Genomic DNA, 15,414 nt, shown 5'->3' with positions numbered 1-15,414 from the left:
TTTCTATGCAGGAAGCAGGTTCCTGGGATCAGATCCAGCAGGACACCTTGGCGCGGCTGCAGTGTGCAAGGCAGGTGGCGGGTAAAGAAAAGGTGGTTGCCGCGCGCGACACCGTCCGTCTTTTAGAAGCTGTGCTGCGTCCCGGCGATAAAGTGAATCTGGAAGGGAACAATCAGAAACAGGCGGACTTTCTCGCAGAGCAGCTCTGCCGGGTCGATCCCAAGAAGGTATACGGCTTACATATGGTGCAGTCCTCTATTTCCCTGGACAGCCATATCAAGCTGTTTCAAAAAGGGATTGCGGAAAAGATCGATTTTTCCTATGCGGGTGCTCAGGCGGGACAGCTCGCGGAAGCAATCAAAAGCGGACTGGTAAAGTTGGGGGATATCCACACCTATCTGGAGCTTTTCGGCCGGTATTTTATGGATTTGATTCCGCGAGTTTCCCTAACCGCTGCCTATCAGGCCGACAGGGAAGGTAATTTATATACCGGCTCCAATACGGAGGATACACCCGTAATCGTAGAGGCGACAAAGTTCCGGCAAGGCATCGTTATCGTGCAGGTGAATGAAATCGTGGATCACCTGCCCCGAGTTGATATTCCTGCAGATTGGGTGGATTTTGTAATCCAGTCGCCGCGTCCGTTCTATCTGGAACCTCTGTTCACACGTGACCCAGCACTCATCACAGAGGCCCAGATCCTGCGCGCCATGATGGCCATCAAGGGCATTTATGCTGAATACGGCGTACAGACGGTCAATCACGGCATCGGCTTTGACACCGCCGCTATCGAGTTGTTGCTACCTACCTATGGAGAACAGCTCGGGCTAAAGGGAAAGATCTGTTCCGCCTTTTCACTGAACCCCCACCCCACCCTAATCCCCGCGATCGAAAGCGGCTGGGTAAAAAACATCTACTGTTTCGGTGGCGAACTCGGCATGGAAGAATATGTGAAAGCGCGTCCCGATATTTTTTTTGTCGGTCCCGACGGATCCCCCCGCTCCAACCGTACCTACGCGCAGATCGCGGGCCACTATGCCGTGGATATGTTTATCGGAGGGACGCTGCAGATCGATGAGGACGGCAACAGCTCCACTGCCACGGCAAACCGCATCGCCGGCTTTGGGGGCGCTCCGAATATGGGATGTGATCCGAAAGGCCGCCGTCACGCCTCTAAAGCGTGGCTGAAATGCGGAGAAGAAAGCGGTATGCGCGAACAGCTTATCGGACAGATGCCGCGGGGAAAACGGCTGGTTGTACAGCTTCAGGAAACCTTCCGAGAAAAAATGGCCCCCGGCTTTGTGGAACGGCTTGACGCGTGGGATCTCATGAAGAACGCCGGTCTTTCGGCGCCGCCTGTCATGATCTATGGCGACGACTTGACCCACATTGTGACCGAGGAGGGCATCGCCTACCTGCACCGCTGCCGCAGCCTTGAGGAGCGCCGCGCCGCGATCCGCGCGGTGGCGGGCTTCACTGACGTCGGCCTGAAGGCAAAGCCGGAGGAGACGAAACTGCTCCGCGAACGCGGCATCGTAAAGACCCCGCAGGACCTAGGGATCGATCCGGCGCAGGCAAACCGAAAACTCTTGGCCGCGCAGAATATTCATGACCTTGTCAATTGGTCAGGCGGTTTATATCAACCACCCGGAAAATTCAAAAACTGGTAGGGGGATAGAAAAATGGCTTTACAGCATTTGAATTTTTCGTTTCAAGGAATCCCCAGCGCATCTATTCCAAATGAGTGGGCCCACAGTGGCGTCGTGGGATCCGGTGACTTGGAGCTGCTGATCTATCGCAGGGATCAGCAGGGCCTTGTCAATGTAAGAATTTGTACACCTGTACGGGGGTTTGACCACGTTTGGGAGCTTGTGCTTGGCCGCTTCGTAGCGGAAAGCGGCTGCGGCGATCTCGATATCGAGATCAACGATAATAACGCCACCCCCTTTGTCGTAAAACTGCGTCTCCAACAAGCTTTGGCGGAAGCCAGAGGGGAGGATCTCTGATGCGTTATTCGGATATTCAGGCACAGAGCTTTTTGAATTCCACCGCCCGCATCCGCGTGATTGGGCTTGTCGACGAGGGGAGTTTCACCGAGCTGGCCGGACCGCAGGATAAAATTACAAGCCCGCACCTACCCGCTTTAAATGAGGCGGTTGCTTTTGACGACGGGGTTGTGACCGGTGTCGGCTTGGTGAAAGATCGCCCGATTTTTGTGATTTCCCAGGAGGGACGCTTCATTGGCGGTGCAGTCGGAGAAGTGCATGGGGCAAAAATGGTGGGGATTTTCCGTCTTGCTTTGGCCGCCTATGATCGAGCAAAGCAAAACCATCCGGAGGATCTGGAGCGGTACCGTCCCGCAATCGTCATCTCCTTTGAAACCGGCGGCGTCCGGCTGCACGAGGCAAACGCCGGCCTTTTGGCGCATGCGGAAATCATGGACTTGATTCAGGACACCAAAGGAAAGCTTCCTGTCATTTCCATTATCGGGAGCAAAGTGGGCTGCTTCGGGGGCATGGGTTTTGTTGCCGCAGCAACAGATGTAATCGTTATGAGCCCTCAGGGACGGCTAGGCTTAACTGGTCCCGAGGTGATTGAGCAGGAGATGGGAAGAGAAGAATTTGACGCCTCGGACAAATCCTTGATCTCCCGCACGACAGGTGGAAAACACAAATATATCATGCGGGACTGTAACCGTCTGGTGGAGGACCGCGTCGGAGCTTTCCGGGAATGCCTTTGCGCACTTTTGGAGGAACCTTACGATACGCTGTGCGGCTGCCGCAGGATCGGTTCCCGCGAACTGGTCCGGGAACAGATGCGTCTGGTAGCCTTGGCGGCGGAACAAAACCCCTCCGATGCGCAGGACGTGTGGCGGTATTATGGAAACGAACATCCGGAACAGATCCCCGAAATGGATGTTCCAGCGTTTCTGGAATCTGTCCGGCGCAGGCCGCGGGAGGTGGATTGAGATGGAAGAGACAATGATCGGGCGCGGCCGCGATGCGATCCAAATGATCGTTGACGACGGCAGCTTCTTTGAAAACACGGTTGGGACGGAGCGCTTTGATCCCGATTATGGCTCTGGCGCGGTGGTTGGGACCGCATGTGTCGGTCAGACAACAGTGACCATGATTGCAAATGACGCGGAGGCGGTCAGCGACCGATTCCCTGTGGTTTATTTTGGCGTAATCGGTATGGAGGAAGCATATAAAATGGCCTTGGCGGTATATGCAACCATTGATGCTGATAAGGACAAGCCCATCTCGGAAAAACGCCCATTTGTGCTGGTCGTCGACACGCCGGGAAACGCACCCGGCAAGGTGGAGGAAATTTTCGGCATGAATAAGGCGACCGGCGCTTATCAACTTGCGCTGGCACAGGCTCGTAAATGCGGACATCCCATCGTTGCAATCGTGATCGGTCGGGCAATCAGCGGCGCGTTTCTCTGTCACGGATTGCAAGCAGATCATATTCTTGCTCTCCCAAAACAGTTCGGCACAGTGATCCATGTCATGCCTTTGAGCAGCATCTCCAGAATTACTAAGATTGATATTGAGCAGTTGGAAGAACTCTCTGTGGACAGCCCCGTATTCGCATCTGGCGTGGAATTTTTTTACCGATTGGGCGGTATCGAAGAAATTGTCCCATCTCCGGAAGAAATGTCCGCTGTAATTGCCCGGCACATCGCAGAAATCCGCTTCTGCAAGGAAAATGGGCAGAACGAAAAAACCGGTCCCTGCGGGCGGGGCTTGCTGGGAGCCGAACGCAAGGGACGGATTGCCCGCCCGATGGTCCTCGCAAAGATGAAGGAGGAGTTTTGCAAAGTGGCGGGGCAGTATCTGAAATGAGCAGGGCCGAAGAACTCAAGCGGATGCAACAGGATCTGCTGGCCTTCGGGAACGGGCCGCTGTTCTCGCAGATGCCCCATTATACGTTGGAGGACAAAGGGATCGCGGGCCCCACCGCGGCGCACCGGATCGAAGAGGTGCACACGCCGCTCAACCTGGCCTATCTCACCTTCACCACCGGCAGTTCTGCTTTCCAGAATATCGTCGGCGTTACCCACCAGGAGCTTCCCGCCCGGATCGCAGCCGGAAGGCAGGCTCTGGCGTTGGCCGGGATCGCCCCCCAAAGCAGAATGGTTATTACATATCCCCCTCTGGTCAATGTGTTTACCAGGCAGGCATTGGAAAGGTCTGGCGTTTTCGTTTCATTTATTGAGCGTCCCAGCCGGGATGCTTTGCTGGTGGCACTCCTCACACAAAAACCCGCCGCAGTGATTGGCGAATCCTCTTTTTTGCGTGCAGCCTTGGTTGATATCAGACGGCTTGGATTCTGGAATGAACTTCCGGAAAATCTGATTTTCATCGCAGCCGGCACGGTGCTTGACGGACAGCTTCAGGAAGAGGTTGCCCAGATTCCGGGCGCCACCTTGCATGACCTTTACGGATGTCAGGAATTTGGATGGCTCTGCTTGGATGGGCGCCCATTGCGGGAAGACATCACCCTTTGGGATTCGGGACGCCCTGACGGCCGACGGCATATGATCGTCGGCGGCCTGGCAACGGGTGACTGCTTCCTTGTCAAAAAAGCGGCTGAGGGCCTACGAGTTCTGACCGATACCTGCCTGCGCACAGAGGAGCCCCCGGAAACGATCCTGATGGCCACAACTGCCGCTGATCGAAAAACCGCGTCCCGTACCGCGCGGAGCATCCTGCGGATCAAAGGACGGATTGTCCGGCTCCTGCCAGACATGCGATGTAAAGCCGGACACACCGCTCTTTTGGTTGCGCTCTCTGGTGAACCCGCCTCGCTGACGCTTGACGGTCCGCAGGCAACGCAACTGTTCGACAGTTTGCTGGAAGCGCAAAAAGCTTACCAACGGGAGGATAAGACTGATCCGGTCTGGAACAAGTCACTTTGAATATGAATTTTTGCCGTCACGATTTGTTATTTCTTACTGAACAGGGACGAAAAACGGCTTGGGAAAACCGTTTTATCCCCAACACAGAGGACCGTGAACCATGGGAACAGTTTTCAAACATTCCTGCAATCTTTCGCACACAGCGAACCAAAACACCCGCTGACTGGGTGGACGTGGGATTTTCCTATCCTCTGCGCCGTAACGGCGCCCGATACCGCATCGCGGCGTCGGTCCCACGTATGGAAGTCATACGGCGGATAACCCCTTGGGAAATTTCCGCGCCCGTACAAAGTGGGGGTATGCCTGCGCTGATCCTCGCTTGGACACTTCAGGAAACAGCCGCGAGCATGGGAATCCGCATTGGCTTTTTTGGATCGGCCGCTCTGCAGATTGTGACCGGCGAGGCTTATCTGCACCCCGACTCCGATCTGGATTTATTGCTTGATCGCGCTCCGCCGCAACAGCTGCAGGCCTACTTAAAGCTTGCCCAAATAGCGGAACGCCGCATGAGGGGGCGCACGGACATTGAACTGCATATTGGAAACGGACAGTTTATAAAACTCAAGGAGCTTTTTCAAGAACAGAAAACCATTCTTGTGAAAAGTAGCCAAGGCCCCACACTTGTATCCCGTCGCAGAATTCTGGAGAGCCTGGATGCGACCGATATAAAATAATTTTTAGGAGGAAAAGCTGCGCTATGGAAATCAAAACGAGAGTGCCCAGCATTGTGGAAGAAATTTTAGTAAAAGAAGGAGATCAGGTTGCCGCGAAAACCGTCCTTGCAAAGGTGGAGGCCATGAAAATGTCCCAGGCGATCCCCTGCCCAATTGACGGCGTGGTCACTGAAATCAAGGTCGAAAAAGGTGATCGCATTCGCGCCGGAGCAGTGTTGATGATCGTCGAATGACAAAACCCGCTCCGCAAAGGCAGGCGAGAATAAAAGTGCCCGCCGCTGACGGTCCTTTTAGAAATTGAGCGGAAAATTGGCGTTTTTTTGGAAATATGGGCAGTCATGAATCATAACATGCGAACAAAGCCAAGGAAGGAGGGAAACAGCTTTTTTCAGGATGCTTACGGCACCGCGCATCCTTTTTCAAGACTCATCAAACCTTAAACCTTTTCGGCGCTTCGCTCATGAATGCGGCGCTGCCGCTCTGATTTTTGAAAAACACGCCGGCGGACGTTCCCGGACACACTGCGGATTTTCGTGGTGCGCCCACCTTATCAGGATACTCAAATAAAATAATGCCGCGCAGCAGGCGCTTGCGTTACGCTTTTGTGTTTTGCAGCGCGGCGGAAAGGTATGGTTCCAAATATGAAAAAGAATCTTTTTGCTCTTTTACTGGCTCTTTCCTTGGTTCTGTCCCTGGTTGCCTGCGGAGGCTCCAGTGCACCCGCAGCTTCCAGCGCGCCCGCAGCCTCCAGTGCTCCGGCGGCTCCCGCCGAATCCACTGCTCCCGCCTCCGGTGAGGCTGACTACACCCAGGGCGACCCCGTAATCATCAAGTTCTGCACAACCACTGCGGAGAACCAGCCCAGCGCGCACTTCGGAAAAACCCTGCAGGCGCGCCTGGACGAACTGACCGGTGGACGCATCAAAGTGGAGGTTTATTTCAACTCCGAAATGGGCAAGGCCGCTGAGCTGCTGGAAGGCCTGCAACTGGGCACCGTTGAAATGACCGTTTCGACCTCCGCCAACCTGGGCGGCTTCACCGACGCCGTTTCCCTGCTCGACCTGCCGTACCTCTTCAGCTGCGGTGAAGCCGCAACCGAAGCGATGGATGGCGAAGTGGGCGACGAAATCTTGGCTGAACTGGAGTCCAGCGGCTTCCACGGGCTGGGCTGGGTCACCGGCAACACAAAGCTTTGGCGTCTGCTCACCGCCAACAAGGAGATCCATGTGCCCTCCGATCTCGGCGGCATCAAGCTGCGCGTCATGAATAACGCCATCCATGAAACCACCTGGAACACCCTCGGCGCCTCCGCCATCCCCATGGCGTTCAGCGAGCTGTACAGCAGCCTGCAGAACGGCACGGTGGACGCGCAGGAAAACCCCTGGGGACAGATCCAGGGCAGCAAGCTCTACGAAGTGCAGAAGTACATCATCAAAACTGAACACAGCTACGACTTTTCGCCGATCCTGATTTCCAAGGTTTTCTGGGAAGGACTGTCCCCCGCGGATCAGGAACTGATCCAGACCGTCGTGGATGAGATCATCCCCGAAGAGCGCGTTTATACCGATGAACTGCAGGATATGGCGGAAAAAGAAGCGACCGATTACGGCTGCACCGTCATCGAACTGACCGACGAGGAGAAAGCCCAGTGGGTCGAGCTTGGCCGCAGCATCTATGACCAGTTTGCCGATAAGGCTGGCCAGGACCGCATCGACAAATGCATTGAGATCAGCGCCAAGTACGCCTGACGCCGTCCCCAAAAAACAATAAGTCAAAGGCTTACTGCAGCCCTCCAGCTAATCGGAGGCTTGAATGGGATCGGGCATGCTTCCTAATTGACGTCTTTAAAACCCCTTGCATTCGCTTCACCAGCAGGACTGGTGGTTCTCTTCGTTGAAGATATCCAACGGGAGCGATCTCCCGGCAGGCGTCCCCTGCCGGGAGATCGCCCGAAAGTATAGCTAGGAGGGATACAAGCCTATGGAAAAACGCCCCTTTTACAACAGGATCGAAGAATTCATTATGATAGCGCTTTTGGCAGCTATCGTGGTGATCCTTTTTTTCAGCGTGATCACACGCTACGTTTTTAACTTTACCTTTTCGTGGGCCGAGGAAATCTCCCGTTTCTTCTTGGTGTGGGCCATGTGCGCCGGCATCAGTTGGGCGGGTTATGTCGGCCAGCACCTTGTGGTCGACGCTCTGGCCACAGCCTTTCACAAAAAAGCCCCCAATCTGGAATCCGGGATTTTCTGGATCGGAGATTTCCTGAACGTCCTATTCGGCGCTTATATGGCCTATCGGCTTTGGATTATCTCGGAAACGGTGATGAAATCCAACCAGGTTTTCACCTCCATGCCCTGGCTGCCGAAGTGGCTGATGTATTTTGCCGGCGTGCTCGGCATGAGCGGCATGTGCATCCGGATTATTCAGCGGCGAGCCGAACTGCTGTTGAATAAAAAAAAGGAGGCGAAATAAATGCTTGCTACCTTATTGACCGTAATGCTGGTGACTGCCCTTCTGACGGTGCCCATCGGCAGCGCCATCGGCATGGGATGCCTGGCCGCATTTCTGTTTATGCCCAACGGCGAAGCGATGTCCACGATGCTCAGTCAGACGATCGTCACCGCCATCGATAACTACAGCATGCTTTCGATGCCGTTCTTTATGATGGTCGGCACACTGATGGCCCGCGGCGGCCTTGCCAAAAAGCTCATTAAGGTGGCCGACGTGCTCACCTGCAAAATGCCCGGCGGCCTTGGGATGGCGGCGGTTGTATCCTGTATGTTTTTTGCGGCCATTTCCGGTTCGGGTCCCGCTACCTGCGCCACCATCGGAGGCATCATGATCGAAGCCATGCGCGAGCAGGGCTATGATGAGACCTATGCAGGCTGCCTGTGCGGCGCCGGTTCCACCATCGGCCCGGTCATCCCGCCCAGCATCCCGATGATTACCTACGGCGTCGCCATCGGCGTTTCAATTTCCGACATGTTTATGGGCGGCATCGTCCCCGGCGTTCTCATGGGCGTTGCGCTGATGCTCTACAACTATTTCGTCTCCAAAAAACGCGGTTATAAGAGCGCGGACAAAAAAAACTACAGCGCGCGCGAAGTGCTGTCCATCCTGAAGGACGGTTTCCCGGCGCTGCTGATGCCCATTATCATCCTGGGCGGAATCTATTCCGGTATCTTTACGGCCACCGAGGCCTCTGTCGTGGGTGTGGCCTATGCGGTGATCGTCAGCGGTTTTATCTATCATTCCCTGTCCTTTAAGGACTTCTGCACGGCAACGTTGGACGCGGGTATCGCCTCCGCCGCCATCTTCTTTACGTTCGGCGTGGCCAACATGTTCGCCCGCATCCTCTCGATGAATAATGTGGCTCAGATAATCAGTGACGCGATCCTTTCCATCACCGATTCCCGCTTTGTCATTATGCTTATTCTGAACATTCTGCTGATCATCATCGGCATGTTCGTCAACACAAACTCCGCTATTGTTCTGTTTGGTCCGATCATGGTCACTATCGCGGCGGCGGTTGGCGTCAACTCTCTGGCATTCGGTATCATCATGGTTACCAACCTGTGCATCGGTATGGTGACGCCACCGGTGGGCAGCTGCTTCTATATCTCCCAAAAGCTGTCGCACTCCACTTTTGACAAACAGATTAAGGAACTGTGGCCGCCGGTGCTCTGTTTATATGCAGTGGTCATTTTGCTCAGCTGTTTCCCACAAATCATTACCTTCTTGCCAGATCTTCTGCGATGAGGAATGAGCAGGCAGAATAACAGGAAGGAGTAAATCTATGATTTCTGTTCAGAATATCGGCACGGCACTCGAAAAGAACGATCTGAACGAGGCTGTGTCCCTGTTGTCACAACTGTGCGCGATCCAGCAGGAAGAGCTGGCAATGCTCAAATCATGGAATCCTTTGTACGGAAAAAGAATCTATTTTCTAGGTTCTTCCTGGACCTACGGCATGGCCTGCGATGGGAAGGATAACTTTGCGATGCGCATTGCACGCAAAAACCATATGGAATATGTCAACGAATCGGTCAGCACCACCACCTTTGTTCTGCGCGACGGGCGAACCGATAGCTATTATGAACGCGCGGACCGTTTTCCTGACGCGCGGCCAGACTATGTGCTTATCCAGCTGTCGTCCAATGACGCGCGCCACACTGACGCGCCCGTGGGCCACGCTGCCGGCTTCTATCTGGAGAATCCGCGGGTGGGTCAGGCATTCGACACTCACACCATTGCGGGCGCGATGGAAGCTACCATCTCCAAGCTGATGGCTCGCTGGCCCGGTACAAAATTTGCCTGGTACACAGGGTTTCGCGGCCCTGTTTTGGATTCGGAGAAGGCGCGTGAACGCTGCGGCCAAACTTACAGGCTGTTGATGGAGGAGATCGCACCTAAATGGGGTACTCCCGTTTGTGATTTGACGTGCTGCCTGGGACTGAACACCTTTATGCCAGGTAACAATACGCTGCTCACAAAGGGTGACGGACAGCACTGTCTGACGCCAGGTTATGCCGCATGGGAAACCGCCATCGACGCATTTCTCAAGACACTGTAACGGACATGGGGCGGGGGGGCCCCCGCCCCATGTCACTTTTTCTAACGGTAACAGGCAGCGCCGGCGCCAAGTCCAAAAAACGCCCACAAACGGGTGGGATTAGATAAGGAAGAGTGATCCTGTGAACAGTTTTCAAACCTCCTTAAGCGCGATACTCCCCATCTTTATTTTTATGGCTCTGGGCGTTTTGCTTCGGAAGATCAAAATGCTGGGCGTGCCGACGCTGAACCAGCTCAATGTACTTGCATTTAAAATTTTTCTGTCGGTTTCTTTATATTACAACATCTGCACGGCAGATATCGCCACGGTCTTTGACGGGAAGCTGCTGGCCTTCGCACTGCTCTCACAGCTTGCAGTGCTTATGATCGCGCTGCTGTTCGCCCTGCCGTCCGAACGTACCAAAAAACGGCGCGGCGCCCTAGCACATGGGATCTTCCACACCAACTTCGTCATTTTCGGCACCCTCATCGGAACCGCGCTGTGCGGGGAGGGCAATCTGGGGAGCATATCCCTCCTGATCGCCACCGTTGTCCCCGCCCAAAACGTCCTCTCCGTGATCCTGCTGGAATTGTATCGGGAGGGCGGAAAACTGAACTCCAAAAAGATCTTCGGCGGCATCATCAAAAACCCCTATGTGATTGCCGCGCTGCTGGGCTTTGCGACACAATTGTTGGGGGTACATTATCCCCCTGTGCTGCTCAATATTTTCCGGGACATTGGCCGGTGTGCCACACCTGTTGCCCTGATCGTCATGGGTGGGCTCTTCAACTTCGGTGCCATACACCAAAATCTGAAGTCAATCTGTATTGGAACTTTCACGCGGTTAATTGCCGTGCCGTCGATCATGGTTCCCATCGCGGTTTGGATAGGATTTCGCGGAGCCGATATGGTTGGGTTGATGTGTATCTTTATCGCTCCCTGCGCAACCTCATCTTTCACTTTGGCCAGCGTTATGGACTCCGACGCGGACTTGACTGCGCAATTGGTTTTGTTCACCTCTATTTTTTCATTGGCTACCATTTTCTGCTGGATTTTTGGCCTGAGTCAAATCGGGGTGCTGGTATAGCTTTTTCGTGAACGCATACGTAAGGCTCCGCGAATCTTATCATACAAGGAGGATTGCTTATGAATAAGTACTATGATTCCGTAATCGCTTTTGTGCAAGCACATCGCGAAGAAATGCTGGAAGAGTGGGAAACTCTGGTCAATATGGAGGATCATTTTTCCGATCCCGCGGCCACACGGAAAGTGCGTGACTGGCTGCAGGGCCAGATGGAACGGGAAGGGTTTTCCTGCCAGACCTTCGATGATTTAGCGCCAGGCTATACTGGTCCGCTGGTAGGCATCCTGGGCAAAGACCGTCCAGGAAAACCAGTGATATTCTCAGGGCATCTGGATACCGTACAGCCAATGGGCTCTTTCGGAGAAAAACCATTCTTTATAGAAGATGGAAAGGCTTATGGCCCCGGCGTCCTCGATATGAAGGGCGGCATCATCATCGCGCTCTATGTGGTCAAGGCGCTGAACAGTCTCGGCTATCGGACGCGGCCCATCAAATTCGTCTTTGCGGCGGAAGAGGAGAGTTCCCACACCGAGGAAGCCAACCGCGTCACCCCTTTCTTTACCGAGCAGGCCGGTGGCGCGCTGTGTGCCTTCAATATGGAGACCGGGCCCATCACCAACTGCCTGTGCACGGGGCGTAAAGCCAAATACGAGTGGTTTGTGACAGTGCACGGCGTGGGCGGCCATGCCGGCAACGACTTTGCGCGGGGCCGCAACGCCCTGCATGAGGCGGCGATCAAAATTGCCGCGCTGAGCAAGCTGAGCGACCCGGAAAAAGGGACGACCGTCACGGCGAGCGTCTGCCACGCGGGCACAGCGGAGGTGATCTGCTCGATCCCGGAAGTGTGCGAATTCATCGTGGAGACCCGCTTCACCTGCACGGAGGAACAGGAGCGCATCCTGCGGGAAATGACGGCCATTTTAACCGAGACGTACATTGAAGGCACCTCCACAGAATTCCGACGGAATACCCCCCAGTTTTTGGCGTTCCATCCCACTGGACCCATCCTGGAATTCCTGGATTTCCTGAACAGCGTGGCGAAGGAAAACGGTTTTCCGGAATTTGGATCGGTCCAGCTGGGCGGAGCTTCCGACGCAGGCGCCATTGCCGCTTCCGGGATCCCCACGCTGTGTTCCTGCGGCGTAATTGGGCAGTTCAATCACAATCCAAAGGAATATGCCGTTGTTGAATCCCTGTTTGACCGCACGAAACTTTACACGCTAGCCGTGCTTTCTCTGCCATCCGCCGACGCATTTGTCTGATGATGCGATAACGTCGTCCTTTTTACAGGAGACGGACAGGCCCAAAATCGACCAAATGAAAAGGGCGGGACTGCATTTGACAGTCCTGCCCTTTCCTGTGTGGTTATCCAGCACTGACACAAAGCGGCCCCCTTCTTGTTTATAACACGCGCTCCCCAAATTGGATCAAACCATGTACTTCTCGAAGAATGCCGCCATTTTTTCAAAGGGGATTACCTCCATTTTATCATAGAGGTCGGTATGAACGGCATCTGGAATGACCATCAGCTCCTTGTTGTCCCCTTTCAGCATTGCATAAGTATCTTTGCTGAAATAGGTGAGCCGCCCGAGCGCGATGCCGCGGATTTCATCGAAGGATCGATAGCCCTTCGCATCCGTCCAGATCCTTCAAAACCTTTGTGATCACACCATAGCCGTTTAACATAACCAGAAAGAACCAGCGAATGATCTGCTGCCCTAAAAAAGAGATTAACGTTTTCCCGATATATGTAAGCAAATTTAACGCTTATTTTACGCTTATTTACGCAGAAAACAACTGCAAGTTGTGGAAAATTATGAGAGGTAGAAGCTCGTAAACCCGCATAGAATTGGCGTTTATGTTACAAGAAAAAAGATATAAAACGATATCTTTCCGGTTCGAATCCCGTACAGGTCACCAAAACAAACTCCCGCAGACTGGTTTTCTAAGCCAATCTGCGGGAGTTTGTTTTTTATAGAAGGCATATGGCGCCAGTTGGCGCCATATGCCTTCGCTTTTGTGTTAACTATGTATTTGAACCTGCGTTTGGGAGCAAAATGCGCATGCGAAGGCATTTGAATGACCCCATAGGGTTTAGAAGCGCTTGGTCGCCAGGGCGCTCCGCGTTTTCTGCAAATTGTTCAGAACGGCGTCCGGTCGGGTAAGAGCAACGCCAACTGAAAGCACGTCAATAATGGCCAGCTGCGCGATCCGGCTTGACATTGGTTCGGGCTTATAGGACTGCTCCTTGGAAACCACCATTAAAACGATATCGCTGACTTTTGTGATCGGTGATTTAAGACCGCCGGTGATGCAAATTGTGGTGGCGCCAGCTTTTGAAGCGATCTCCAGATTTTCAACGATATCTTTGCTGCTGCCGGTGTGGCTGATGCCGAAAGCCACATCGTCCGGCCCCATGGTGGCCGCGCTCATGGCCTGCATATGCGGGTCGGTGTAAGCGATACAGCTAAAACCGTATTTGAAAAATTTATGCTGGGCATCCAGCGCAACTGATCCAGAGCCGCCCATGCCGTAAAATTCCAGGCGCCGGGTTTTGGAAATGGCATCGATTGCAAGCTGCACCTGCTGAGAACTGAGCACCTGCATGGTGTCCTCAATCGCTTTGATATTGGAGGACATCACTTTTTTAATAATATCAGCAGTTGAATCCTGGTTGGTAACCGCCTCATGAATTTGCTTGCTCGGTTCAATAATTGATTTTGCGATATTGATTTTAAAATCCTGATAACCTTTATAGCCCATGGCCTTGCAAAGACGAATCACAGAGGTTTCGGAGGTGTGGCATTCGTTTGCAAGGCTTGTGATGCTCAGATAAATGATCTCATCCGGGCGGCTGAGGATGTAATCCGCAATCCGTTTTTCGCTTGCCCGTAATGTACTGTAGTGGGTTTGCAGGTGCAGCAGGGCGTTTGCATTGTTCTCAATTTCTACCATATGAAACTTCCATTCTATATACCTGTTCCAGGTAATAAATCAATTTTTGTTATGCTTCCATTATATTGAATTCCAACATGTAAATCAAGTGCATCAAAAGGTTTTTTACTGGACGAAATTTACAAGATGCGGAATGGGTTTGTGGTAATTTTACATGAAAATTAAAATCGTGTAAAAAATATACAAAAAACTAGTGACAAGGGTTTCTGGCTGTGCTATCATAAGCGCATGGAGATAAGATACAAAAATTATTCTTATCTTAAATAAAATCTACATATCAGGAGGAAATACAGATGATCAAAGGTTCCCTGGTGCCCAATATCACGTTTTTTAAAAAGGATAATACCATCGATTACGACAAATGCCGCTGGCATATGAAGTGGATGTTTGACAATGGCGTACATGGTCTTTTCCTGACCGGTTCCTACGGCGCCGGGCCGCTGATGACCAATGAGGAGCGTATTTCGATCTTTAAGCTCGCGAAAGAAGTGAAGGACCAGTATGAAGGGAAATTCCTGATCGCGCATGTAGGCTGTGCGGATACCGACTCCACCGTTGCGCTGGCCAAAGCCGCCGAAGAGATCGGCGTCGACGCGCTTGGCGCGGTTCCGCCGTTTTATTACACCTATACCGAGGACCGCGTGATCGAATACTATCGCGCAATCGCCTCGGCTGTTAAGATCCCGGTATATGCCTATAACAACCCCTTTACCACCAAGACGACCATGACCCTCAAGACGGTCCTTAAACTCCAGGAGGCGGGCGTCAAAGGGGTGAAGGACAGCTCGATGAACGTTGCTTTTATCACCAACGTTTTTTATGACGCGAAGATCAACCGCAAGGATTTCAAAACCATCATTGGTACCTCGACCGGATGGCTGCCTTTTTCTACAATGGGGATCGACACGATGATCGCCGGGATGTGCAACTACGCGCCGGAAATTATCTCCGCGATGTATGAATATACGATCAAAGGCGATATGGAGAAGGCGGAAAAAGCCTATCGGATCATGATGGAATATTCCGGAAAGTGTAAGTTTGTTGACAGCACAATCGCCTCCCACATGATCTTGAAGGCGCGTGGATTCGACTGCGGCCTGCCGCGCCTGCCAATGTCGCTGCCGCAGGACAGCGACCCGAAATACGCTGAACTCAAGGCGGATTTTGAAAAAGCGTACGCGGCAATTAAGGCGCTGGAGGGATCGGAAACAGCCAGATAGAG

Annotated in this window: 15 protein-coding genes and 1 pseudogene; 14 read left to right on the top strand and 2 right to left on the bottom strand. The window is 53.2% G+C overall.

What is annotated here, in order from left to right:
- Nucleotides 1-5 precede the first annotated feature (5 nt).
- The 13 genes from mdcA (at nucleotide 6) to BN4275_RS06370 (ending at nucleotide 12,499) form a co-directional block, all read left to right on the top strand.
- Nucleotides 6-1,670 (top strand): malonate decarboxylase subunit alpha, encoded by a 1,665-nt coding sequence (mdcA, locus tag BN4275_RS06430; protein WP_066455663.1) that lies wholly within the window; start codon nucleotides 6-8, stop codon nucleotides 1,668-1,670.
- Nucleotides 1,671-1,682: 12 nt separating this feature from the next.
- Nucleotides 1,683-2,006 (top strand): malonate decarboxylase acyl carrier protein, encoded by a 324-nt coding sequence (gene mdcC, locus BN4275_RS06425; RefSeq protein ID WP_066455661.1) that lies wholly within the window; start codon nucleotides 1,683-1,685, stop codon nucleotides 2,004-2,006.
- Nucleotides 2,006-2,968 (top strand): biotin-independent malonate decarboxylase subunit beta, encoded by a 963-nt coding sequence (locus tag BN4275_RS06420; protein WP_066455658.1) that lies wholly within the window; start codon nucleotides 2,006-2,008, stop codon nucleotides 2,966-2,968. The genes mdcC and BN4275_RS06420 overlap by 1 nt, the downstream gene beginning before the upstream one ends.
- Before the next feature lies 1 nt (nucleotide 2,969).
- The gene (mdcE, locus tag BN4275_RS06415) at nucleotides 2,970-3,848 is read left to right on the top strand and encodes a biotin-independent malonate decarboxylase subunit gamma (RefSeq protein WP_066455655.1); all 879 of its coding nucleotides are present in this window, start codon (nucleotides 2,970-2,972) and stop codon (nucleotides 3,846-3,848) included.
- Nucleotides 3,845-4,924, top strand: coding sequence for a hypothetical protein (locus BN4275_RS06410; RefSeq protein ID WP_066455653.1), 1,080 nt, complete (start codon nucleotides 3,845-3,847; stop codon nucleotides 4,922-4,924). Before mdcE ends, BN4275_RS06410 begins: the two co-directional genes overlap by 4 nt.
- 2 nt (nucleotides 4,925-4,926) lie before the next feature.
- On the top strand, nucleotides 4,927-5,598 hold the full coding sequence (mdcG, locus tag BN4275_RS06405) for a malonate decarboxylase holo-[acyl-carrier-protein] synthase (protein WP_242863703.1): 672 nt from the start codon (nucleotides 4,927-4,929) through the stop codon (nucleotides 5,596-5,598).
- Between the two features lie 23 nt (nucleotides 5,599-5,621).
- Nucleotides 5,622-5,831 carry a biotin/lipoyl-containing protein gene (locus BN4275_RS06400; RefSeq protein ID WP_066455648.1) on the top strand — a complete coding sequence of 70 codons (210 nt, stop codon included), beginning with the start codon at nucleotides 5,622-5,624 and terminating at the stop codon, nucleotides 5,829-5,831.
- 408 nt (nucleotides 5,832-6,239) lie between these two features.
- A complete protein-coding gene (locus BN4275_RS06395; RefSeq protein WP_066460247.1) occupies nucleotides 6,240-7,346 on the top strand; it encodes a TRAP transporter substrate-binding protein in 1,107 nt (368 codons plus the stop codon).
- A gap of 232 nt (nucleotides 7,347-7,578) precedes the next feature.
- A complete protein-coding gene (locus BN4275_RS06390; protein ID WP_066455640.1) occupies nucleotides 7,579-8,073 on the top strand; it encodes a TRAP transporter small permease in 495 nt (164 codons plus the stop codon).
- Nucleotides 8,074-9,360, top strand: a complete 1,287-nt coding sequence (locus tag BN4275_RS06385; protein ID WP_066455638.1) for a TRAP transporter large permease — start codon at nucleotides 8,074-8,076, stop codon at nucleotides 9,358-9,360.
- A 37-nt stretch (nucleotides 9,361-9,397) separates the two neighbouring features.
- Nucleotides 9,398-10,174 carry an SGNH/GDSL hydrolase family protein gene (locus BN4275_RS06380; protein ID WP_066455631.1) on the top strand — a complete coding sequence of 259 codons (777 nt, stop codon included), beginning with the start codon at nucleotides 9,398-9,400 and terminating at the stop codon, nucleotides 10,172-10,174.
- A gap of 121 nt (nucleotides 10,175-10,295) precedes the next feature.
- Nucleotides 10,296-11,240, top strand: a complete 945-nt coding sequence (locus BN4275_RS06375) for an AEC family transporter (RefSeq protein WP_066455626.1) — start codon at nucleotides 10,296-10,298, stop codon at nucleotides 11,238-11,240.
- 59 nt (nucleotides 11,241-11,299) lie between these two features.
- The gene (locus BN4275_RS06370; protein WP_066455618.1) at nucleotides 11,300-12,499 is read left to right on the top strand and encodes a M20/M25/M40 family metallo-hydrolase; all 1,200 of its coding nucleotides are present in this window, start codon (nucleotides 11,300-11,302) and stop codon (nucleotides 12,497-12,499) included.
- 165 nt (nucleotides 12,500-12,664) lie between these two features.
- Here the strand turns inward: BN4275_RS06370 and BN4275_RS17245 are convergent.
- Nucleotides 12,665-12,814 (bottom strand): annotated as a pseudogene (locus BN4275_RS17245) (alpha/beta hydrolase); the annotation flags it as partial.
- Between the two features lie 517 nt (nucleotides 12,815-13,331).
- Complete coding sequence (locus BN4275_RS06365; RefSeq protein ID WP_066455614.1) at nucleotides 13,332-14,192, bottom strand: MurR/RpiR family transcriptional regulator; 861 nt, start codon at nucleotides 14,190-14,192, stop codon at nucleotides 13,332-13,334.
- 293 nt (nucleotides 14,193-14,485) lie between these two features.
- On the opposite strand from BN4275_RS06365, the gene BN4275_RS06360 reads away from it, so the two are divergent.
- A complete protein-coding gene (locus BN4275_RS06360; protein WP_066455611.1) occupies nucleotides 14,486-15,412 on the top strand; it encodes a dihydrodipicolinate synthase family protein in 927 nt (308 codons plus the stop codon).
- Nucleotides 15,413-15,414 lie beyond the last annotated feature (2 nt).

It is taken from the genome of Anaerotruncus rubiinfantis, from assembly GCF_900078395.1.
Lineage (GTDB): Bacteria > Bacillota > Clostridia > Oscillospirales > Ruminococcaceae > Anaerotruncus > Anaerotruncus rubiinfantis.
Note: the sequence above shows the minus strand (reverse complement) of the source record. Positions and strands in the feature narration are given on the sequence as shown.